Origin of the sequence: Microcoleus sp. PH2017_05_CCC_O_A, from assembly GCF_020738785.1 — a bacterium.
Taxonomy (GTDB): domain Bacteria; phylum Cyanobacteriota; class Cyanobacteriia; order Cyanobacteriales; family Microcoleaceae; genus Microcoleus.
Genome location: NZ_JAEQCB010000098.1, coordinates 1 through 21,245 on the forward strand (window position 1 = coordinate 1; position 21,245 = coordinate 21,245).

At 45.8% G+C, this 21,245-nt stretch carries 17 protein-coding genes and 2 pseudogenes; 6 read left to right on the forward strand and 13 right to left on the reverse strand.

Annotated features, from left to right (window positions below; translation table 11 throughout):
- Window positions 1–343: DUF4351 domain-containing protein (locus JGK20_RS21960; RefSeq protein ID WP_293224662.1), on the forward strand; the 343-nt coding region annotated here is incomplete at its 5' end.
- A 107-nt stretch (window positions 344–450) separates the two neighbouring features.
- On the opposite strand, the gene JGK20_RS21965 is transcribed toward JGK20_RS21960, so the two are convergent.
- The 5 genes from JGK20_RS21965 to JGK20_RS21985 all read right to left on the reverse strand — a co-directional run bounded on the left by JGK20_RS21965 (window position 451) and on the right by JGK20_RS21985 (window position 4,180).
- Window positions 451–1,224 carry a class II aldolase/adducin family protein gene (locus tag JGK20_RS21965; RefSeq protein WP_293232151.1) on the reverse strand — a complete coding sequence of 258 codons (774 nt, stop codon included), beginning with the start codon at window positions 1,222–1,224 and terminating at the stop codon, window positions 451–453.
- Window positions 1,225–1,291: 67 nt separating this feature from the next.
- Window positions 1,292–2,011, reverse strand: coding sequence for a hypothetical protein (locus JGK20_RS21970; protein WP_293181157.1), 720 nt, complete (start codon window positions 2,009–2,011; stop codon window positions 1,292–1,294).
- Between the two features lie 165 nt (window positions 2,012–2,176).
- Entirely contained in the window at window positions 2,177–3,424 is a 1,248-nt protein-coding gene (locus tag JGK20_RS21975) for an NAD(P)/FAD-dependent oxidoreductase (RefSeq protein WP_293232153.1), read from the reverse strand.
- Window positions 3,425–3,448: 24 nt separating this feature from the next.
- Window positions 3,449–3,610 (reverse strand): rubredoxin, encoded by a 162-nt coding sequence (gene rd / locus JGK20_RS21980; protein WP_293181151.1) that lies wholly within the window; start codon window positions 3,608–3,610, stop codon window positions 3,449–3,451.
- Window positions 3,611–3,868: 258 nt separating this feature from the next.
- Window positions 3,869–4,180 (reverse strand): DUF433 domain-containing protein, encoded by a 312-nt coding sequence (locus tag JGK20_RS21985; protein WP_293181148.1) that lies wholly within the window; start codon window positions 4,178–4,180, stop codon window positions 3,869–3,871.
- Between the two features lie 80 nt (window positions 4,181–4,260).
- Between JGK20_RS21985 and JGK20_RS21990 the strand changes: the two genes are divergently transcribed.
- From JGK20_RS21990 to JGK20_RS22000, 3 genes are all read left to right on the forward strand, one after another.
- The gene (locus JGK20_RS21990; RefSeq protein ID WP_293181145.1) at window positions 4,261–4,935 is read left to right on the forward strand and encodes a polysaccharide deacetylase family protein; all 675 of its coding nucleotides are present in this window, start codon (window positions 4,261–4,263) and stop codon (window positions 4,933–4,935) included.
- Between the two features lie 131 nt (window positions 4,936–5,066).
- Window positions 5,067–7,187 carry a hypothetical protein gene (locus tag JGK20_RS21995; protein ID WP_293181142.1) on the forward strand — a complete coding sequence of 707 codons (2,121 nt, stop codon included), beginning with the start codon at window positions 5,067–5,069 and terminating at the stop codon, window positions 7,185–7,187.
- Between the two features lie 185 nt (window positions 7,188–7,372).
- Window positions 7,373–8,854 carry an S-layer homology domain-containing protein gene (locus JGK20_RS22000; RefSeq protein ID WP_293232155.1) on the forward strand — a complete coding sequence of 494 codons (1,482 nt, stop codon included), beginning with the start codon at window positions 7,373–7,375 and terminating at the stop codon, window positions 8,852–8,854.
- Window positions 8,855–9,097: 243 nt separating this feature from the next.
- On the opposite strand, the gene JGK20_RS22005 is transcribed toward JGK20_RS22000, so the two are convergent.
- The 3 genes from JGK20_RS22005 to JGK20_RS22015 form a co-directional block, all read right to left on the reverse strand.
- On the reverse strand, window positions 9,098–10,294 hold the full coding sequence (locus tag JGK20_RS22005) for a tetratricopeptide repeat protein (RefSeq protein ID WP_293212643.1): 1,197 nt from the start codon (window positions 10,292–10,294) through the stop codon (window positions 9,098–9,100).
- Entirely contained in the window at window positions 10,291–11,142 is an 852-nt protein-coding gene (locus JGK20_RS22010; RefSeq protein WP_293217765.1) for a hypothetical protein, read from the reverse strand. Before JGK20_RS22010 ends, JGK20_RS22005 begins: the two co-directional genes overlap by 4 nt.
- A 341-nt stretch (window positions 11,143–11,483) precedes the next feature.
- The gene (locus tag JGK20_RS22015) at window positions 11,484–12,146 is read right to left on the reverse strand and encodes a glycerol-3-phosphate ABC transporter substrate-binding protein (RefSeq protein WP_293191017.1); all 663 of its coding nucleotides are present in this window, start codon (window positions 12,144–12,146) and stop codon (window positions 11,484–11,486) included.
- Between the two features lie 202 nt (window positions 12,147–12,348).
- Here JGK20_RS22015 and JGK20_RS22020 point away from each other — a divergent pair, with 202 nt between their 5' ends.
- Window positions 12,349–13,023 (forward strand): acetoacetate decarboxylase family protein, encoded by a 675-nt coding sequence (locus JGK20_RS22020; RefSeq protein WP_293181127.1) that lies wholly within the window; start codon window positions 12,349–12,351, stop codon window positions 13,021–13,023.
- Window positions 13,024–13,409: 386 nt separating this feature from the next.
- Here the strand turns inward: JGK20_RS22020 and JGK20_RS22025 are convergent, their stop codons facing one another.
- The 5 genes and pseudogenes from JGK20_RS22025 to JGK20_RS22045 form a co-directional block, all read right to left on the reverse strand.
- Window positions 13,410–13,577, reverse strand: coding sequence for an orange carotenoid protein N-terminal domain-containing protein (locus tag JGK20_RS22025; protein ID WP_293181124.1), 168 nt, complete (start codon window positions 13,575–13,577; stop codon window positions 13,410–13,412).
- A 254-nt stretch (window positions 13,578–13,831) separates the two neighbouring features.
- Entirely contained in the window at window positions 13,832–16,960 is a 3,129-nt protein-coding gene (locus JGK20_RS22030; RefSeq protein WP_293181121.1) for an MFS transporter, read from the reverse strand.
- A 370-nt stretch (window positions 16,961–17,330) separates the two neighbouring features.
- Window positions 17,331–17,645 (reverse strand): annotated as a pseudogene (locus tag JGK20_RS22035) (hypothetical protein); the annotation flags it as partial.
- Between the two features lie 62 nt (window positions 17,646–17,707).
- Window positions 17,708–18,697 (reverse strand): annotated as a pseudogene (locus JGK20_RS22040) (hypothetical protein).
- Between the two features lie 190 nt (window positions 18,698–18,887).
- Window positions 18,888–19,202: a hypothetical protein gene (locus JGK20_RS22045; RefSeq protein ID WP_293181117.1), complete on the reverse strand. Its 315-nt coding sequence runs from the start codon at window positions 19,200–19,202 to the stop codon at window positions 18,888–18,890.
- An 86-nt stretch (window positions 19,203–19,288) separates the two neighbouring features.
- Between JGK20_RS22045 and proS the strand changes: the two genes are divergently transcribed.
- A complete protein-coding gene (gene proS, locus JGK20_RS22050; protein WP_293232157.1) occupies window positions 19,289–21,094 on the forward strand; it encodes a proline--tRNA ligase in 1,806 nt (601 codons plus the stop codon).
- The last annotated feature ends 151 nt before the right edge of the window (window positions 21,095–21,245 follow it).

Consider the following 21,245-nt stretch of genomic DNA (forward strand, 5'->3'; position numbering starts at 1 on the left):
ACCCGAAATGCAAACAGCTTTTAATATCGCCAACAGGTCAAGTTTAAACCTTGAGGAATTACAAGCATTAGAAAAACGGGAAATGTTTTTTGAAGACCAACGCGGTGCTGTTATCAAAGGGATGCAAGAAGGTCGCCAAGAAGGCCGTCAAGAAGGTCTAATTGAGGGACAAATAGCATTAATTTTGCGTCAAATCACGCGACGTACTGGTGAAATACCAGCAACAATCCAAACTCGCATCCAGCAGTTATCTTCCCAACAATTAGATGATTTAGGAGAAATTTTGCTAGATTTTACCAGTCAACAGGATTTGATAACTTGGTTGGAATCGATGTCAGCATAAAAGTATGACCCACCCTACAAGTCTAGAGTAGGGTGGGGATCCATCTATAATCTACAAGTTTGTTGAATATCTGGTAGCGACGCACCCTACCAATTATCACCACATAGCTAATCTAACAAGTCTGGTTCTCGGCGCACAATCATGTCATAAAGTGGTTGAAAGCTAAACCATCCCATGCGGTGAGAGCCTACTTGCTGCTGTGTCAAACGAGCACATTCTGGCTTGATGAGAATGGGTTTTCCGGCTGCTTCGACCATTAACTGCGCCTGACAAGAACGTTCCATTGCAATAAACCACCAAGCTGCTTCATCTACTGTTTCACCTACTGTTAACAGTCCGTGATTTTGTAAAATAATTGCTTTTTTATCTCCTAAAGTTTTGGCGATGCGTTTAGCTTCTTCGATTTCCAAAACAACTCCGGTGTAATCGTCAAATAAAGCGTGATCCTCATAAAAAGAACAAGCATCTTGAGTCAGCGGGTCAAGCAACTTGCCCAAACTCGACCAACTTTTGCCGTAGGGTGAATGGGCGTGGGCTGCTGCGATTACGTCGGGCCGGGCTGCGTGAACTTGCGAATGAATGGCAAATGCTGCTTCGTTTACGGGTTTATTTCCTTCAACAACTTCGCCTTTGTGGTTGACTAAAATTAGGTCGCTGACTCCAATTAAACTAAAGTGCATTCCAAAGGAATTTACCCAGAAATAATCTAGGTGTTCGGGGTCGCGGACGGTGATGTGTCCGGCAATTCCTTCGCTGAATCCGAAACGACCAAATAATCTGAGTGCGGCGGCTAAACGCTGTTTGCGGTGGCGGCGTTCTTCTTCAATTGAGTTGAATGTGGGCGGTTGAAAAGTGACTTTTGGAACTTTTACTGCAATCATATATTTGGGAATTGGGAATTGGGAATTGGGAATTGGGAATTGGGCATTGGTTGTTATTTGTTATTTGTTATTTGAGCCGCGTTTCCTCAGACTTTTGACTGACATCCGTTACCTCCGCTACAGAATCCGTTGCCGAACTTCCTTCGCTCAAGCGCAAACCTACTATGTTTTTGCAGTCGAAAGTGGCGTTATTGCCGGGGCGCCGTTCGATTAATTCGATGATTTGTCCGGCGGGGTTTTGCAGAAACCACTGGGTTAATGAACCGTAGTTTAAAGGTTGATCTGACAGGGGCTTGAAGTTTTTATTTTGCCATATTGTAGCAGCATTCTGCACGTTTTCCACTCGAATCGCGACGTGGTGAACTGCTGCTAATCCTCTTTCTTGCTGGAAGCGGTTTTTTTGGTCGCCGGCTGCGTGGGGCGCATCCAATACTACTAAGCCTCCGGCTGGCATTAATAATGTCATTAAATGCAGCCATAAATCGGAGGGAATGTTAATGTTTTCCGAACAAAAGTTAATCGGGAATAAGTCGGGGCCTTCAACTGTTTTGGCGCCGAAGGGGCGAAAAGATTCGGCGTAGTTTTCGAGTTGAGTGCGACTGGGAAATGTGATGACAAAGTGGTCGATCGCAACTTTTTCGTCGTACAGGTGTGTTTCAAACGTCCAGGTTGTTAAAAATTCGGGAGTGATAAATTTGGGGTTGAATTCCAGTAAGCCGTTGTTTTCGAGGAAAGGTGAGTCAAGGTGGCGATCGAACTTTAGGGTTTGTAGATTCAAGTTTTTCATGTCTCTCACCCGATGTTAAGTACGCAAAACTGCGAATTTTGTCTGCATTCTGAAGTTGACGCACAGTTGATGCGCCTTGATTCAAAAATAACACAAAATTTAATACTGGCAAGCCGATCGCAAGTCCCAAACCTCGATCGACCAATCTCAAAGCCTAAAATAGTATCATTTGCCGATCGCGATTCCAGCCAACCACGCCGTAGTCCACGCACTTTGGAAGTTGAAACCGCCCGTCACGCCGTCGATATCCAAGATTTCGCCAGCAAAGAATAGTCCGGGACAGCGGCGACTTTCCATTGTCTTGAAATCCACTTCCTTGAGGTTGACACCGCCGCAGGTGACGAATTCTTCCTTAAATGCGCCTTTTCCTGCGATTTGATATTCGCCTTGGACGAGTTCGAGGAGGAGTTTATCGATCGCCTTATTGGATAAGTCAGCCCAGCGTTTTTGTTCGTCAATGCCGATCGAACTTGTCAAACGTTCCCAGAGGCGGCGCGGCATCGGAAACGGACAGCTAGAGACGATTAATCGGTGCGACAACTGCGATTTGACTCCCAGCAGTTGCTGCCGCAAAACCTCTGCATTGTACTGGGGAAGCCAATTAATCAGCACAGATGTTCGATAATGGCGATCGTGCAAAAATCTCGCACCCCAAGCCGAAAGTTTGAGTACAGCAGGGCCACTGACACCCCAGTGAGTGATTAACAAAGGCCCGCTTTGTTCTAATTTTGCTCCCGGCAATTTCACCTTAGCATTCGGAACCGAAACTCCGGCTAAATCTTTGATTCTGTTATCAGCAATATTAAAAGTAAATAGAGAAGGGACTGGCACTTCTACAGTATTACCTAACTCTTTTGCCCATTTGAAACCCGACGGATTGCTACCTGTAGCGAGTAAAATGCGATCGCACTTAAAACTCTCCCCCGACTTCAACTCAACTTCAAATGTAGAGGCAATATCCCCGTGACCGTCTTCTGCGCCATTCCCCATTAACTTCTTTACTGAAACGACTGCATCGCCCGTGCGAATTCTCACGCCTGCATCCTCAGCAGCGCGGATCAAACAGTTAACAATTGTCGCCGAATCGTCTGTAATCGGAAACATTCGCCCATCTTCTTCTGTTTTCAATTTCACACCGTGACTGGCAAACCAATCAACAGTATCGCGGGGTTGAAATCGAGTAAAAGCACCGCGCAGAGCTTTTCCACCTCTGGGGTAATTCTGCACTAAAACACCGGGGTCAAAACAAGCATGAGTGACATTGCAGCGTCCGCCGCCAGAAATGCGAACTTTTGCCAGGACTTGGCGGCCTGCTTCTAGTAAAGTGACGCGGGCTTGCGGGTAGGTTTTAGCGCAGGTAATTGCACTAAAAAAACCCGCAGCGCCACCGCCTATGACTGTAATTTTTAACATTCGATCGGACAATTTTTTTCTCGCTTATTCTTCTGGTTCAAAATCGGATTTTGTCACCCCGCAAGTGGGACAAACCCAATCGTCTGGGATATCTTCAAAGGCTGTACCGGGCGCTATGTCTCCGTCGGGGTCGCCTACTTCTGGATCGTAGACATAATTGCAAGTTGTACAAACGTATTTTTGCATTTGCTTCGCTCAATTTTATATTGTTAGCTAGTAAATTGTACATTACAGATCAACTTTGTGCAATACCAGAAAAATTAAATCTTTCACAAGTTACAATTCACAATTATCAAATAGACCTCGGGCAAAAATAAATAGGATGCTGCTCAGAGCATCGTCCCACATTTTTTTGGGTGCAGCGGCTTGTGCAAGCAAATATGTTTGTAGGGGCGAAGCATGACCTCGGTAAATATGGGATTATAACTAATAATTTATATGCGGTCATGCGAGAGTCCTCTTCAAAAACCAGATGCACCCCATAGATTCTGCTTCCAAGCACTCCCACTCAGCATTTTCTGCTGCTATATCCGTGTCGATTTGGTCTTTATTCGCAAAATAGTAGGCTAATGCCCCATGAATTTGTGCTAAAGTCAAGTGCGGTATTTCATCAATGATTTGTTGTGGAGTCATCCCGGCATTAAAATCAATAGCAATGTTTTCTACTGTAATTCTAGTTCCTGCAATTCGCGGGTGGCCGCCGCAAGTTCCCGGCGTGCACATAATTAGCGTTCCAATATCAACGGCAGTTGTCATATTTACCTCGATTGAGTTAAGTTTAATTTATTGTAATGCAGCTTCATTTCTACCCGATCGCACTTTCGCAACATTAACCAATGCCCTTAGCACCTTTGTTTCCTGTCGTTCATCCCATTCTCAAATCGGCTTTTCCCAAATGTCTGTGGACGGGAGATATCAACAGCCGAGAAATTGCCCTAACATTTGACGACGGGCCGCACCGGCTGCACACACCTCAATTGCTAAAAGTTTTAGATAAATACGACATCAAAGCGAGTTTTTTCTGGCTGGGTTTTTGCGTGGACAGGCATCCAGAAACGGCTAAAGAAGTATACGATCGCGGACACTGGATCGGCCTCCACGGCTACCAGCACGTATCGTTTGCCAAACTCAAAACTCACGAACTCAAACTAAGTTTAGCAGACACGCAAAAAGCAATTAGCAAAGCTTGCGATTTAGACCCAAAATTAATCCGCGACGTGCGGCCGCCAAACGGCATTTTTACGCCGCGAACATTAGAGTTATTGCAACAGTGGGAATATCGCCCGGTAATGTGGAGTGTTGTCCCGGAAGATTGGGTGCGGCCGGGGGTGATGAAAGTTACGAGTCGCGTCGTGCAGCAAACAGAAAATGGTTCAATAATTGTACTGCACGACGGTTATTGCGGCGGCGAAGATGTGGCGACTTCTGCTGATAAAATTATTCCATTGCTGTTGTATAAAGGTTACAAGTTTGTAACAATCGATCGCCTTTGGCAACAAATTTCTGCCTGATGGCGTCAGTGCGATCGCTCCTGGAAACTCAAAAATCTGGTTTTAAACGGATATTAAGGGTTTCAGCAAGTATTGCGATCGAAAAACCCGGTTTATGTTCAAAAGTTCAATTTAGGAAAGAGGACGCGAAGATGGCACTAAAAGCAGACACTTTTTATAACCCGCCGCGCTTGGTAGGAGACGACACATCGAAAAATGTTACGCTTTTCGTGGGACAACTTGTTAATTTTTCTGGGGGAGGCTGGTTGTTGGGCGGAGAGGATACTGTAACGGGTTCCTCAGATGCAGAATTGATTCTAGGGAATGCTGGTGACGATCACATTTTTGGCAATGATGGCAACGATTCACTTTATGGCGGCAAAGGCGAGGATTTGCTGGTAGGAGAAAATGGCAACGACTTACTCAAAGGCGAAGTAGGCAACGATTCTCTCATCGGTTTGACAGGCGACGACATTTTGCGGGGAGGAAAAGGTAATGATGCACTGTTTGGCGGCTTCGGCAACGATACTCTCAACGGCGATATTGGTGTAGATACTCTCACCGGAGACGAAGGCAATGACGTATTTGTACTCACAAATAAACTCGGCGGTTCTACAGTTGCTCTAGCAGATACTATTACTGATTTTGACAAGGGCGAGGATAAAATTGCCTTAGCAGAAGGGCTTCAGTTTGAAAATCTCAGAATTTTGCCCGACTCTCAAAATCCAAACGATACTGTAATTCAGCAAAATACAGGGGAGTTTTTGGCAGTTTTAAAAGATGTTAGCAGCAGCACTTTAGCTCGATCGGACTTTATTGTTCCCGGCACGTTAGCCTTTAGCACCAATGATTTCATCACCAATGAAAGCAGTGTTTCCAAAACTGTCACCGTGACTCGCACAGACGGCAGTGACGCTGCTGTCAGCGCTACAGTAACGCTGGATTATCCCAATCCATTTGTTGGGGCCAGCCTGCGGCCATCAAACTTAAATGCTGCCTTTTTTCCAGTCAAGTTAGGTACAGTCAATTTTGCCGCTGGAGACACTACACCTAAAACTGTTAATATTCCTTTAGTCGATGATGAAATTCGTCATTATCCTCGATCGGCTTTGCTGACATTGACCGAACCTACGGGCATCACCAATATTAGCACGCAGAATACAGCTACATTAAAAGTTCTAGACGATAGTAACCCACCCTCTCCGATTGAAACCTTCACTTTCGTCAATGCGATCGCAGCCGACGGCGATCGACTGCTCTTCGGAGGCATCGCCCCTTTTGTAAAATCTGCAGGATCTGCTAGCTTGTTGGATACCAATACGGGGAAATACGTGCAGTCTTTTTTTCCGCCGGGGCCGGGATATCCTGTTGTTGTATTTGGCACTCAAGTCGCTCTAGCTAACAACAAAGCCCTGATTGCATCTGACTACAACCAATCATATCTGTTTGATACGAATACAGGTGGCTTACTCCAAAGCTTCAGCACTGACAATACCAAACTTTCTAACTTGGACGCTGCTAGAAAAGTCGCCTTTGTTGGTAACAACGTTCTGATTTCTCCCCCTCCAGACTTACCTTTCAGTTATCAAGAAGTGGCTCCTGCATACGTGTTTGACTCCAATACAGGCGCGCTACTCCAAAGTTTTTTCAGTCCCATCCCGAGAAATCTTTTTCCGATCGAATATGCAAGTGCTGTCGGAAACAAAGTTGCGATCGCAGGCTTAACAGACAAACCGTCCATTAATGCAGCAGTTTATCTGTTCGATAGCATCACCGGTCAACTTCTCCAGACTTTACCAAGCCCAGATCCTGGAGACGGCAGCTTTACTTTCGGCAAGGCGATCGCAGCAGTTGGTAATGATGTTCTCATCGGAGCGCCATTTGCCGATAGCGGTAGGGGTGCAGCGTACCTGTTTGACGGCAATACAGGCTCATTGATCCGAAAATTTTCCAACCCAAACCAACCCGATTTCAACTTATACACAAACGATGGTTTCGGAGGTAGTTTGGCAGTTACAGACAGTGAGATTCTGATTGGAGCCAGCTCTTACGAGTCTCAAGGCGCTGTATATCGCTTTAACAGTACAACAGGGAACTTGATAGAGACTTATTTGGGTACAGTTCCACCAGGAGCAACTTTATCCTTTCCGCCTACAACAGTTCTAAGAGTTAGTTCCTTTGGGGATAACATCGCGATCGCAGGTGACAAAGTTGCTATCACCTATATTATTCCACGCTTCCGTGTATCAGGCGCTACTGCTGCTTTGTTTTAGCAGAGATAGTCAGAAACGAGGGTTTTTTACAATAGGAATTACGCATTCCCACCAAAGAAACCGGGTTTTTCACCTAATTTGAGGGCTACAGCCAAAGATTTTCGTAAAAAAAGCCGGTTTCTTTAATATGAGTGCATAAGTGCTGTAGGTTTTGGTATATTTGCGAATTATGAGGAGGCTGTGGTATGGTTCGATCGCACAAACGTCAAGCTGTCATCGCTTTAGTGGTAGCCCTGGGGATAATCATCGGCAATTTAGTGTTTCCCGGCTTAAATGTAGCGCCAGCATTGGCAGAAGCCAAATTTAAAGATGTTAAAGACCATTGGGCTCAAGCCTGCATAGAAGAATTAGCCGAGAAAAAAATCATCAGCGGCTATTACGAAGACGGCACTTTTCGCCCGAACCGCCCCGTCAGCCGCGCTGAGTTTGCAGCGATGCTGCGGAGGGCTTTTCCTGATGCCAAAACCGTCCGGAATCCGATCGACTTTGCAGATATTCCCACGAATTACTGGGGTTATAAAGCAATTCGAGAAGCATATCAAACGGGTTTTATGTCCGGTTCCAGTGGTAGTATTTTTAACGCGACTTTGAACATTCCCCGCTGGCAGGTTTTGGTCGCCTTAAGCAGCGGCTTGAAATATACGCCTGCTGGTTCAGCGCCTGAGATTTTGAATGCGACTTTTGAAGATGCGCGAGACATTCCCGAATTGGCGAGAAATGCGATCGCCGCCGCCGCCGAAAAACAACTTGTGGTCAACTATCCCGCCGTCAAACAGCTAGAACCGACACGCAATGCTACTCGCGCCGAAGTAGCAACTTTTCTGTGTCAGGCGATCGCCAAACCCGGCAAAACAGCCTTAGTTCCCTCGCAATACATCGCGCAAGTTCCGCCGAATATCGGCCCGCCGAGAACCACAGAAATCTCGGAGTTTGGGAAAGTTAGGGCAGAAGTGTCTTTTGTCAAAGAAGCAGAAAATGCTAAAAATATCCGCATCAAAATTATCCGTGACGGTAAAACGTTACTAGAAGAACCAGTGCTGATTCCCACTCGTTCTCTAGCAGACAATCCCGACAAAAAAGCCAGCGACGAAGTATCCGAAGGGCGTTTGTTATCCGTGCGAATCCGCGATTTGGACGGCGACAAGGAACCGGAAGTGCTGGCAGATTTAGTCTCAATTAAAAGCGGCGTCCGCTGTTGCAATTATTCGTTTATTTACCGCTACGACTCAGCCGCAAAGAAATACACTCACATCAAGCATTTTTGGGGCAATGTGAGTTACGAAATTGTCGATTTTGGCAAAAATGATATCCCGGAGTTCAAGAGTCTGGACGGGCGATTTGCTGAGGCTTTTACCAATTATGCGGATTCTCGCTTACCGCTGCAAATTTGGCAGTACCGGCCAGGTAAAATGGAAGATGTTACGAAGCAATATCCGGTGGAAGTATACACCAATGGTGCTGAGTTGTGGCTGGAATCTCGGAAGCGATCGAGCGAAGATGCAGAGGTAAAAGGCGTGTTGGCGACCTTCATGGCGAGCAAGTATGTCGCGGGCCAGGAGGCAGAAGGTTGGCGGTTGTTGGAGAAAGTTTATCAAGGGCGCGATCGCACTCAATTCTTTGGGAAGTTGCGCGAGTTTTTGGTGAGCACTGGTTATGCGAGTAAGTAGGTTTGGATTTTTTTAACCGCAGATGAACGCGGACAAGCGCGGATAAGATGTAGGGTGCGCTAGGCGCACCTTAACTGGTTAATTATCTCAATCATGGATGCAAATGACACTCTCATGGTGGCTAATTTTTAGGTACGTAGTTGCGCTTCAGCGCTCTTATATATATAATACAAGAGCGCTGAAGCGCAACTACGTACCTTATATTTAATATGACAGTTGCATCTAGGACTTTATTTATTTTGCTTACCATTCAAAGTCTCTCTGCACATATTCCCCTAATTCTCGATTGTGCGGCTGAAAATATTCGTGCAGTCGCTGACAGACAACATCATTCGCCGGCTGATAATTACCACCGTTATATTGTTTGTAGTCGCGGAGTTGATAATCTGGTAAATCTAAAAAATTAAAGACTTGGCTGAGTGTCGCAGCCGGATTCGCATAAAATTCTTCACTCTGCAATATTAAAAACTGTTCCCTGGGAAAAAGATTCATCCACTGTTTGAGACTGCAAACATAAAGACTCTTATAAATATAATGACAATCTTTCCAATAACTTTTATCTGCTAAACTTGTTTCGGTAGCGTCTGCGAGTAATTGTAACTCGGCATCGATCGCCTTTTCAAACGTCCTGGATTCCGTTCCGCGCCTCACCAGCATTTGATAGTGCGACAAAGCGCGATCGACTGGATTTCGCAAAATCACAATCAGCTTAACTTTTGGCAAACATCCGTGCAATCTTGACGCAGCTAGCGGGTGAGTCAGATAAGTCGGAGTTGCTTCTCCTGTCAAAAAATGATGCGCGTCTATTGGCGGCGGAAAGTGCGCTTGATACCAAGCTAATCCTTTGTTGAAATGTTCTGAGAAGAAACAGATTTCTTTATTGGCAGCAGGTAAAATCTGCGGGTGCGAAGTGATATATTTGTAGAGAGAAGTTGTGCCGCACCTCGGAGAACCGATGATGATGAAATCGGGTTCGCGCAATTGGGTTGAATTCCATTTTACTTGCGACAGTTCCGGGCGAGATGCTACAGTTTGCAAGCGGACTGCGGTTTGGAAAAGGGCGATCGACTCCTGGATTTTTCCCTGCTTGCTCAGCGCCACAGCCAAGTTAATGTAGGCTAAGGGAAAATTTGGCAAAATCTCGATAACTTCGCGGTACAGAGCCACCAAACCGTCAATGAGAGGAGAATCTTTGGGGAGGGGCGCGTACATTAACGGGAAGTAAGCGGCGGTAAAGTTTGGTTGCAGGAGAATGGCTTTTTGGTGACAGGCGACGGCTGCGGCAATTTGGCCGTTTTGTTGCAGGGCTTTTCCTAAATCGTAGTAAGCTGAGGGCGAATTGGGATTTTGGACGATCGCATTTTCGTAAAGCGCGATCGACTGTTGCAATTTCCCCTCTTCCTTTAGTGAATCTGCCACAGAACTGTCATCAAAGTTCATACTGGAATCCTGTAATAACCGCGCATCATCACCTTAATATCTAAATGCTTCATTTGGGCCGTAGAAGCATCGTGAATCATATTTTCAGTCGGTGCAATATAAGCCTCACCCGGTGCAATTCTCAGCTTCACCACCGGATATTCTGGGTAGCGCTGCATAAACTGATAAGTTAACTGTCGCGTCCAAGGTTTCCCAATATCAGCACCAGAACATCCCAGCATTTGAAAAATGTCCATCTCCGTCAAATTCACAAACAAAAAATAACGGCTGTCCCGCCCTAAATTCACACAAATCCGATTAGTAGCCTCCTGCTTTTTATCCAGCGGCAGATTGTCCCAACTATCAGTATGCAAACCGTTGCGACAACCGCGTTTGTTATCAATTGTCGCCGTACTCAATCCCGGCTGTCGGCCTCCCATACCGCTGATAACTGGCGGCGAATCCGACAGACAAAAAGGCTTAAAATAGTCAATTAGTCGATCGAGTATCTGTCCGCATTTTTTCTGAGACTTAAACTCAGCCACCTGTAGGGGAGTGGTTAGCGAAGCGATAGCAGCATCAGCCAACAAAGCCAAAACATCCGCAGGTAAACGCACAATTCCGACACCCGCATAGTGGGGCGGCGGTTCGTCTGTCCAAAGCAGCGCCGACTCTGCGGGCGTCGGTTCCCTCCAAGGTTCTTTGGGCATAAAAGCACCTTCACAATACTGAAGGCGATCGGGCGAAGTGTCAACAGCTAGCTGCGTACCCGAACTCAGCCACACTCGGGGAATTGTGCACTCTTTTGTAGTTTCTAACTCCCGATTTTGACAGCGATAAATTACTATACTTTGACGGAGATTGCACATTATTTAATATTGCTCAATCGCACTTACTAAAAACCTGTTTGCAGCATCGGACTTTAGTCATATATTCCCTATTTGAAGTTCGTAGTAAGGACTTTAGTCCTATCTTCTAAGTTTCAGGTTCGTAGTAAGGACGGGAGCATCTCACTTTTGCAAAAAAGCAATTTCTTTACAGTGCGAGCGTCCCCGCTCGCGATCTATACTCGCGAGCGGGGACGCTCGCACTGTAAAATCAAAACATCAAAACTGAGATGCTCCCGTAAGGACTTTAGTCCTATCTTCTAAGTTTGTAAAGCAAGGACTGAAGTCCTGACTGCGAACTTTTTAAAGTTGGGAAATCTTGCTTAATGAGTGCAATGAGTGCAGTGAGTGCAGTGAGAACACATCGCCCCAACCTCAAACCCTTCAGCATTCGGGAACTGCCAGAGAGTTTGTGTTAAAGTTGTGCGATCGACATTCTGGCGAGGAACCGAAGAAAAAGTCAAGACGCGGGCTTCATCGTCTGTGCTTTCCACCAAAATTTCGCCCTCAGCAACCTTAATTGCATCTCGGTGCAAAATGCTGATCCCGAACATTCCAGTCATTCCCAATTCTGACAGTTTACCCGCAATTTCATTCAGAAATTCCGAGTTATTGACAACAGCTTCTGACCGTTCAACTGCTGCCAAAACAGCTTCAGTAACGCGGACAAATTCTAAGGGAAACCAAACCCATTCGCCTGATGCTTGATTTTGTTCCACCTTCCACATATAAGGAATAGCATCGCCGTATTCTGCGGTTGGCTTAACATAAGCATTGTTGCCATCAAACTCTTCAACCAACCTCTCGTTATCCGAGAGGTCAAAGTGTTTGTGAAGCAAGCAGATACCAACCTGTTTTTGCAAGCCGTGACTGCGGATGATAGCACCGAGTTCGGTCATGTTGTCTTGGGCTTGTTCCAGCAGGTCTCTTGCCGTGAAAAAATGCTCTAAACTATCGAAAACATCTGGCTTGTAAGATGTCAGCATACAGGTTTAGGTTCCTTCTAAATATTCACTAAGTAGACGATATTTAACTTTTGCTCAAATGTCAACTAATTGCTCGCTATTCGCAGATTAATCTTTCTTATGCGTGAATATACCGGGATTTTATGAAAAATACCAAAACCTGTTGCTGTTTTAGAGCCTAAGCTAAAATAAATATAAAATATCAGATCTAAAATCACTTAAAATGGTATATTCACCTGCTCCTTGGCACCTGCAAGGTTATGCTGTTCAGACTTTGCAATTGGTAGATGTAGCACGAGTGCGCCCCTTGGTTCCCTCTGAGTTAGAAATTGTCTGTTTATTGCCAGGAAAAACGCTAGGTGGCATTTATATATCCTCCTACGGGCTGGGTTCCGTGATGGAGTACAATGAGTTAATTGTAGTTAGCGCGATCGCCAGTTATGCAGGAAAATGGGGCGCTTGGATTTCGCACATCTACGTAGACAACCCTAACTCAGTAGCTGGCGGGCGCGAAATTTGGGGACTTCCTAAAGAATTAGCTCAGTTTAGTTGGGAAGGCAGCGATTCAGTAAAAGCATCACCGCTAGGCTACCGCGTCACAGTTAGCCAAGGAAATCTGCAACTGTGCAGTCTCAATTACAGCAAACAAAGTTTTGGATTTCCCCTACCTTTGAGCGGAAATATTTTTAGCGCCGATCGCACAAATTTGCTAATGTTTAAAGGAGAGTTCCAGTCTCGCATCGGCTTTATCAAAGGCGAAGTAGAAATCTCTGAAGAGAGTCATTTTGCCAATCTAAATTTAGGTCAGCCATTGCTCGCAGTTGGCTGCGAAGAGATGCATTTAATTGCAGGTGCGCCGAAACTTGTAGGGAACATAGCTGCTGAATTCACTTATTAGCTGGAATCGGTAGGTGGGCAATATAAATATATAGCGGCTATCAGAAAGATGAGGTACGTTGTTGGGCTTTAGCCCTCTTTGTCTGGGAGGTTATGTAAGCTGTCAGTCATACCTCATCTTTCTGAGAACCGCTATATAGCCTTTCTTAAAAAGATGAGGTACGTAGTTGGGCTTGGGCCCTCTTCGTTTAGTGGTTATATAAGCTGTCAGTCATACCTCATCTTTCTGAGAACCGCTATATATCTTTTGCAAAATTCCTTTTAATCAAATTTTGGAACGGGCAAGATGCCCGTTCCACAAAAAGAATTTTTTCTGTGGAACGGGCAGAAGAGCCCGTTCCTAGCTATTTTTGCAAAAGGTTTAATGCCCACCTTACTTTACTCAAATTAAATGCCAGCGCCCGGAGCGACTTGGGCACCCATTTCTAAAACTGTACCGCGCAGGAAATCAATTTGCTCTTGAAAGTCCATGCCTTGAATCTTTCCTAATAAAGCTTGTCCAGCTTCGGGAAGTTGATAGTTAGGAGGCACGGGAATAATAGTTCCTTCATCCATTACCACCTTCTAAAGTAGGGTTCGTAGTGAGGACTTCAGTCCTTCTTAATTTTTGCGGACTAAAGTCCTCACTACCAACTTTCTACAGTAAGGTTTGTAGTGAGGACTTCAGTCCTTATTAATTTTTGCGGACTAAAGTCCTCACTACGAACCTTTTTTTACGTAGGAACCGAGATAATAGGATTTCAAAGAAAATAGGCTGGAACACAGCCAGCCTAGAATCAGGAGAACTTTAATGGAAACTTGTGGAAATTCTAGCTAAACAAACCCGAAATACCGCCGACTGCTATTGCTCCAGCCAATGCCGAAACCACCACAGAAGTTAGAGCCGTACCGAACAACCACCAAGCAGCAGTTGCGGCGGCTTCCCGCGCATCTTCTGCTTGCTGTTTGGTCTTGTTCTTGATCTCTTTAATCCGTTTTTTGGCTTCAGTTTGCAGGCGTTCGGCGCGCAATATAACGCTGTCCCGGGCTCCTTCCATTTGGTCAACAATTCGGTGAGCGTCTGTCTCGGAAATATCGGAACGAGAACTCAGTAGCGCTACTAAAGTACCGCGATCGAATTCACCCAAACGCTGTTTAATCGCGTCAAATCCGGCCTGCGGATCGTCAAATACTTTGCGGAAGTCCCGCTTGATTCCTTCGTAATTGAGCTCCGGGCGATCGAGCGAATTGAGGTAATCCCGGATTTTTGAGAAAATACCGTCAATTGTTGACTGGAACTTGTCTTGTACCATTTGAATTTGTTCGACAAACTCGTTGCGGACAGATTCAATACGATCGGCAATTTGGTTCGCTTCCTCTTCGGAAATGTCTTCCCGCTGGGACAGCAAGGCTACCAAAGTACCGCGGTCAAAGTGCTTCAGCCGATCGCCCAAACTTTGCATCCCCGCTCCGGGTTCGTTAAACAGCAACTGCAAATCTCGCTTGATACCGTCAGGATTGAGCTCTTCCTTGTCCGTATTCCGCAGGTAATTTTCCAAACTTCCTTGGAAATCCTTGACAGTTTTTTGAGCGCGAGATGCCAAGCGGCGGGGCGATTTCACGATGCTGCGAATCGAATCTTGCACGCGATCGATCGTCCGATTTACCTGTTCTTCGCTCAAATCTTCCCGCTGCGAAAGCAACTTGACCAAGGTTTCGCGATCGACCTGAGACAGTCTTTCCCGCAGCGCCAAGGCACCTTCTTTCGGATTTTCAAACAATTTGGTCAAATCCCGATTGATGCCTTCAGGATCGAGTTCTTCCAGGTTAGTATGGCGCAGGTACTCGCCAATTTTGGTAGTAACTTCCTCGTACTGCTGCTTAGCTTTGTCTGCAACTATTTGCGGCGCGTGGATAATGTTGTCGCGCACGGATTCGATTTTGTCGATCGCCCCATTTACCTGTTCTTCGCTGAGATCTTGGCGCTGCGACAGCAGTTGCACCAGAGTATCGCGATCGAATTGAGACAAGCGTTCTCTCAGCGCTTTCAAACCAGCTTGCGGGTCGCTTAACAGCGTTTGAAACTCGCGCTCGATCGCTTCAGGATTGAGTTCTTCCTTATTAGTATTGCGGAGATACTCTTCTACCTTTTGGCGCACTTCTTGCGCTTTCGATTTCGCTTGCTCTTGCAATTCTTGAGCTTTGGAAATTACGCGATCGCGCGAACTTTCGAGCCGCCCGATTAACTGATCCGCTTCCTCGGGGCTAAAATCTTCCCGCTGGCCGAGCAATTGTACCAGAGTATCGCGATCGAAGTGTGACAGGCGATCGCGCAACGCCTCAAAACCAGCATCGCGATCTTCCAACAGCGCTTGGAAGTCCTTCTCGATACCTTCAGGATTCAATTCTTCCTTGCCAGTCGATCGCAAATAATTCTCAATCCGACTACGCAAATCTTGAGACTGTTCCTCACCAGCAGCACCTTGCACAATTTCCAGAACTTCTTGGCGCACGCTTTCAAGCTGTTCAGAAATTTCCGCAGCCTGTTCCGGACTGAAGCCCTCACGGCGCCTCAGAATGCCTGCAAAATACTCAGGATTTAACATCTCTAACTGGCCCAAAACAGCTCCCGGAGAAGCTTCGGCATCGTAAATAACATCCCTAAATTCCTGCTTGATAGTTTCTCGGTTGAGATGCCAAGGTTGAGCATTCAGCAAGTAATTTTCCACATCAGCCTTCGCTGTATTGAAAGGCAGCGCAGGCACTTTGTCGCCCACCTTAGAAGCCAAAGATTTAGCTTTTTCCTTGCCTTTTTCAGTCAATTGCTGCAACTGACCAGAGATTTTTTCCACATCCAAATCCGACAAATCCGTCCGCGACAAAACAGTGCCGACAAGAGCTTCCACACCCAACAGCATCGCGCGCTTCATGCCGCTGCTGGATTCTGATTTGTTTTCCCGAGTTTCCAGAATTTGAGATAGCTTGGCATTGAGTTCATCAGACTTCAGCAAATCTGGAGCCGCAAACTTGAGAAAATCAACCAACTCTAAATTCGGGTCTTTCTTATCTTGCTGCTTGCCGAAAGTTTGCTTCCAAACACCTTCGAGTTGGTCGGCAACTTGATTGATTTCTTCCTTAGAAAAATCGCTGCGGCTGCTAATTAAATCCACAAAAGTCTGGCGGTTAACATTCTTCAGAACATCGCTTCCCGCCAGAGATTTGATATCAGTATCGCCCAGCAACTTTTCAAATTGACCGCGAATTTCCTTAACATCCAGCTTCGGTAACTGCAAAGAACCGACATAATCTTGGATGGTTTCGCGAATGCTATCCGGGTCTACAGCCGAGCCCAACTCGCGGCGGACAGCAGCCACAGACGCCTCTACAGTGTTTACCATTTGGTCGCTAGCCATCTTGTCGCCGATCGCGGAACCAGCAGTACCCATGACACCTTGAATGCCGGAAAAAGCAGTTTTAATCAAGGAACCAATCATCGAACCGACGGCGCTAGAACCGAGCCATACCAGCGTTAAAAAGTACGCCGACCAAATGACCACACCAATAATTGCCGCTCCATCTACCGAGGCAATTGAAGTTAGTTTGACCGCCAGAAAACAAGCTAAGAATAAAGCTAGGTTAACTGTGACTAAAATCCAACCGCCGACCAAGCCTTCGATCTTGCGAACTTTAGTGCCCAAACTTTCGGACTCATCATCGTCATCGTCGGGTAAAGCCTCATCCCAGTTGGAGATTTTGGCGGCGATCGAGAAATTTGTTAACAGGAATTGGAAGCCAAAAGCCATGATGACTCCGGCGATTAATGCCACAAAAAACTGAGGGCTCAGAAACATCAGCCCTCCGAGATCGGGGTGGTCAAACGGGACATCTATTTCTATTGGCATTTGAGCAATATTGAATTTGGGACTGTACAGCGACATTAATAACTCGCTTTCAAACATAAATTACCTCCTAAAGTTTGATGCCGAATTAGGCATATTGAAATCTGCCCCTAACTTTTAAGTAGGGGATTTGCAACTTTTTAGATGGTGGTTTGTTTCGTCAGGCTTTATCTTACAGAAGCCTTGATTCGTGCAATCCGGATGAGTAGTAAATCAGTTCTCTAGCTATGTCATCCTTACTGCTGATTATGGCTCTTGAAGCTGAAGAATAAATCCCTCTAAAGTCAGAAATGGTTTTTTTTGTGAGTGATAGCAGCAGAGTTCGCCCAAAAAAGGCAAGTTGGGTGCATCTAGGCGCAAGCAAATATGTTTGTAGGGGCGAAGCATGACCGCAGTGAATATAAGATTATAACTAATAACTTATATGCGGTCATGCTTCGCCCTCTTCAAAAACCAGATAGGATTCCGTTTGATTTTCCGGGAGAAAACGAGCTAGTAATTCCGGGCGATCGAGCTGCATAATCAGTCGTATGATTTCAAGAGGTTCAAGTTGAATCAAAGGCTCAATTATTGGGGCTAATTCTTCATCGATTTCGCCAAATCTTACTTGTAATATACTCTCAAGAGTCTCGCGTTTACTTTGCTGAATACCTTGCTGAATACCTTGCTGAATACCTTGCTGAGTTGCTTCTTCAAGCCGTTGTAAATAAAGGGGTAATAGTTCCATAATTAACTCCGCATTTTCTCGATGATAAATAATAAAATGATATTTAGCGCACCCTACAGATTGTAAAGTGCGCTGCTGAGTCAGGATTCCGGTTGATTTTTTTGTTCAAAACGAGCTAGTAATTCAGAGCGATCGAGCTGCCTAATTAGTCGCGTGCGATCGAGAGGTTCTAGCTCAATCAAAGGCTCGATTATTTGGGCTAATGGTTCATCAATTTCGCCAAATTTAACTTGTAGCATACTCTCAACTATCAGGCGTTGACTGCGCTGGAGACCTTCTTGGATACCTCGCTGAAGACCTTCTTGGAGACCTTCTTGGATACCTTGCTGAATACCTTGCTGAATACCTTGCTGAATACCTTGCTGAGTTGCTTCTTCAAGCCGTTTTAAATAGAGCGGTGACAGTTCCATAATTAACTCCCGATCTTCTCGATCTATGTCTTGGCGGACTTCTCATATCGTTCGCAAGTTGTACAACAATTCTAACGCGTTCAACCGAAACAAATTATCAGACGGTAATTCTCTCAATTCGGCAATAGCTTGCTTTTGCACGTTTCCCTTCCCCAAAACCCTCAGCCACAGCGTTTCGGGAGTGCGGGGGAGTTGGTGAATAGCAATGATTGCTGCTTTCAGAGACACATTCAAAAAATAAACTCCACTTACCCAATTTTCAGGTTCAGAAGTCGCCCCAAATCCAGCTAGCATCGCATCGGAAACAGTCGGCGACAGTATCCAGAGTTGCGGCAAATCAGCCTCTGCAATCCGGGTATTATCTCTAGTGGCGACTCGTTCATATTCGGCATGGACATCAAAGAGTTTACCCAGACAACTGCGAATTTCTCCGGTTTGCACAGGACTGCGGAATGGTTCAATTACAGCGGGTTTTGCTGCAATTTGACCCAGAATGCCGAGGGCTGTGGGTTCTACATCCGGTTCCGCTTTTGGGGCAAAAAAAACGTCAATCTGCCTCACTTCTCCAGCAATGTCATGGCTGGTTGCGACATTACCGAGAGGGGTTAATAGTTCTTTGAGATATTGTTTTGCGAATTGATCGTGAATGAATCTGGTCATGAAAATTATCAGCTATAAACTGTTTAAAAACCTCGCTATCAACCAATACCGTTGGGTTAAAACCGTCTTGGAGTCAAAACGATCGCAAAAATAGACTCTGCGTTGGCGAAGCCTGCCCGAAGGGCTTATGCTTCGTTCCTCTCTTCGGACAAGCCTAACTGAACCGTATTGAGCTATCAACTGTCAACTGTCAACTGTCAACTGTCAACTGTTTGCAGCATTTCCCCTCACAGTTGCGCCGGCTGCGAATACAGCCGTACTCCTCAAAACGTTCGCTGTGTTTGCGAACAGTAGGATAGGCTACCAGATGTAAAGGAATTCCGATTAATTTGTACAGCAATCGACCAGCAGCATGAAGAATATCCCAAATTTCGCTTAAGTTAGGTTCTCGCACAAATTCTCCAATTTCATCTTGTAATGCAATCCACTGAGATAGGAGAGTAGGATGGTGACAATTATCAAATGCTGCCATACCTTTTTGATAATTTTTCCAAAGTTTATTCATAGATTTCATCAAATCAGGCTGAGTTCTGATAATATCAGAAGTTAATCTGAGATGACAATTATCCGGTATTTTAAGGAAATCAGCCAATGCGACTCTCTCAAATGCTTTTCGTCACCCTGCGGGAAGACCCCGCAGAAGCAGAAATCCCCAGCCACAAACTATTACTCCGTGCTGGATACATCCGACGCATCGGTAGCGGTATTTACGCTTATCTCCCTTTGATGTGGCGAGTTCTTAAAAAAGTATCCCAAATTGTGCGCGAAGAAATGGACGCTACCGGCGCTCAAGAATGTCTCCTCCCGCAACTGCAACCGGCCGATTTGTGGCGGGAATCCGGCCGCTGGGATACCTACACTCAAGCTGAAGGTATTATGTTTGCTATGAAGGATAGGCAGCAGCGAGAAGTTGGACTGGGCCCGACTCACGAAGAGGTAATTACTACAATTGCTAAGGATATGATTCGTTCTTATCGGCAATTACCCGTACATCTCTATCAAATTCAAACTAAGTTTCGTGATGAAATTCGCCCGCGTTTTGGGTTGATGCGTGGCCGCGAATTTATTATGAAAGATGGCTATTCTTTCCACACGAGTGAAGAAAGTTTGAAGAAAACTTATCAGGATATGGCTCAAGCTTACAGCAATATGCTGCGCCGATCGGGCTTGGAATTCCGAGCGGTAGATGCTGATTCTGGTGCGATTGGCGGCTCTGGTTCTCAAGAGTTTATGGTGCTGGCAGAAGCGGGTGAGGATGAAGTTCTATATACTGAAGATGGTCAGTATGCTGCTAATGTGGAGAAGGCTGTGTCGATGCCTGCTGATGCCCAAGCTTCGCCTTTTGCAAGTTTTGAAAAGCGGGAAACGCCGGGAACTGAAACAATTGCTAAACTTTGCAAGTTTTTGAATTGTTCTCCGACGCAAGTTGTCAAAAATGTGCTTTATCAGGCTGTTTATGATAATGGTATCACAGTCTTGGTGTTGGTAAGCATTCGCGGTGACCAAGATGTGAATCAGGTAAAGTTGCTGAATGAATTGACAAAGTTAGCGGGAAATTATCAAGCTAAAACAATCCTATTTTTGACTGTTCCTGATGCGGAAGCTCAGCGGAAATGGGCGGCTAAATCTTTGCCTCTGGGTTATATGGCTCCGGATGTTGCTGATGATTATATCGCTGGAAGTAAGGAGGTAAATTCTAAGTTTTTGCGTTTGGTCGATCGCACTGCCGTCGATCTAACAAACTTTGTCACTGGTTCTAACGAGTCAGGATACCACGTGGTCGGCGCCAATTGGGGTAAAGAATTTCCTCTGCCAGCAACGGTTGTGGGCGTCAGAACTGCTAAAAAGGGCGATCGGGCGGTGCACAATCCCGAACAAACTTTGCAAACCGCCAGAGGCATCGAAGTCGGCCACATCTTCCAATTAGGCACCAAATACTCGCAAGCCATGGGCGCCACCTACACCAGCGAACAAGGCGAAGAAATGCCCTTTATCATGGGCTGCTACGGCGTCGGCGTGTCGCGGCTGGCTCAATCTGCGGTAGAACAATCCTACGATAAAGACGGAATAATCTGGCCAGTGGCGATCGCGCCGTATCACGCCATCATTAGCATCCCCAATATTTCCGACGCCCAACAAGTAGAAGTCGCCGAAAAACTCTACAATGAACTCAACCAATCCGGAATTGAAACCTTACTAGATGACCGCGACGAACGAGCAGGAGTTAAATTCAAAGATGCAGATTTAATCGGCATTCCCTATCGCATTGTTCCGGGTCGTTCGGTGAAATTAGGGAAAGTTGAAGTTGTGGAAAGAGCAACTCACAAAGCCCATGAAATTCTGATTGAGGAAGTCAATTCTACTTTAAAACAGTGGATTGATGCTGCCATCAAATAAGTTTTTGTAACGGTAATACCAATTTAATGTGAAGTTGCATATATCTCGATCCCCTAAATTCCCCTGGTGGGAGGGGGGACTTTGACCGGAATCTTGTCCCCCCCTTAATTAAGGGGGGTTAGGGGGGATCGGATTCGGGAGTAGCCTCACA

Bases quoted from the DNA above. Each gene is read 5' to 3' on its own strand.
- JGK20_RS22000 (WP_293232155.1), top strand. From the start codon at position 7,373: ATGGTTCGATCGCACAAACGTCAAGCTGTCATCGCTTTAGTGGTAGCC.
- proS (WP_293232157.1), top strand. From the start codon at position 19,289: ATGCGACTCTCTCAAATGCTTTTCGTCACCCTGCGGGAAGACCCCGCA.
- JGK20_RS22015 (WP_293191017.1), bottom strand. From the start codon at position 12,146: ATGCTGACATCTTACAAGCCAGATGTTTTCGATAGTTTAGAGCATTTT.
- JGK20_RS22025 (WP_293181124.1), bottom strand. From the start codon at position 13,577: ATGGATGAAGGAACTATTATTCCCGTGCCTCCTAACTATCAACTTCCC.
- JGK20_RS21995 (WP_293181142.1), top strand. From the start codon at position 5,067: ATGGCACTAAAAGCAGACACTTTTTATAACCCGCCGCGCTTGGTAGGA.
- JGK20_RS21985 (WP_293181148.1), bottom strand. From the start codon at position 4,180: ATGACAACTGCCGTTGATATTGGAACGCTAATTATGTGCACGCCGGGA.
- JGK20_RS22005 (WP_293212643.1), bottom strand. From the start codon at position 10,294: ATGAACTTTGATGACAGTTCTGTGGCAGATTCACTAAAGGAAGAGGGG.
- JGK20_RS22020 (WP_293181127.1), top strand. From the start codon at position 12,349: ATGGTATATTCACCTGCTCCTTGGCACCTGCAAGGTTATGCTGTTCAG.
- JGK20_RS21990 (WP_293181145.1), top strand. From the start codon at position 4,261: ATGCCCTTAGCACCTTTGTTTCCTGTCGTTCATCCCATTCTCAAATCG.
- JGK20_RS21970 (WP_293181157.1), bottom strand. From the start codon at position 2,011: ATGAAAAACTTGAATCTACAAACCCTAAAGTTCGATCGCCACCTTGAC.
- JGK20_RS21975 (WP_293232153.1), bottom strand. From the start codon at position 3,424: ATGTTAAAAATTACAGTCATAGGCGGTGGCGCTGCGGGTTTTTTTAGT.
- JGK20_RS22030 (WP_293181121.1), bottom strand. From the start codon at position 16,960: ATGTTTGAAAGCGAGTTATTAATGTCGCTGTACAGTCCCAAATTCAAT.
- JGK20_RS21965 (WP_293232151.1), bottom strand. From the start codon at position 1,224: ATGATTGCAGTAAAAGTTCCAAAAGTCACTTTTCAACCGCCCACATTC.
- JGK20_RS22010 (WP_293217765.1), bottom strand. From the start codon at position 11,142: ATGTGCAATCTCCGTCAAAGTATAGTAATTTATCGCTGTCAAAATCGG.
- JGK20_RS22045 (WP_293181117.1), bottom strand. From the start codon at position 19,202: ATGAATAAACTTTGGAAAAATTATCAAAAAGGTATGGCAGCATTTGAT.
- rd (WP_293181151.1), bottom strand. From the start codon at position 3,610: ATGCAAAAATACGTTTGTACAACTTGCAATTATGTCTACGATCCAGAA.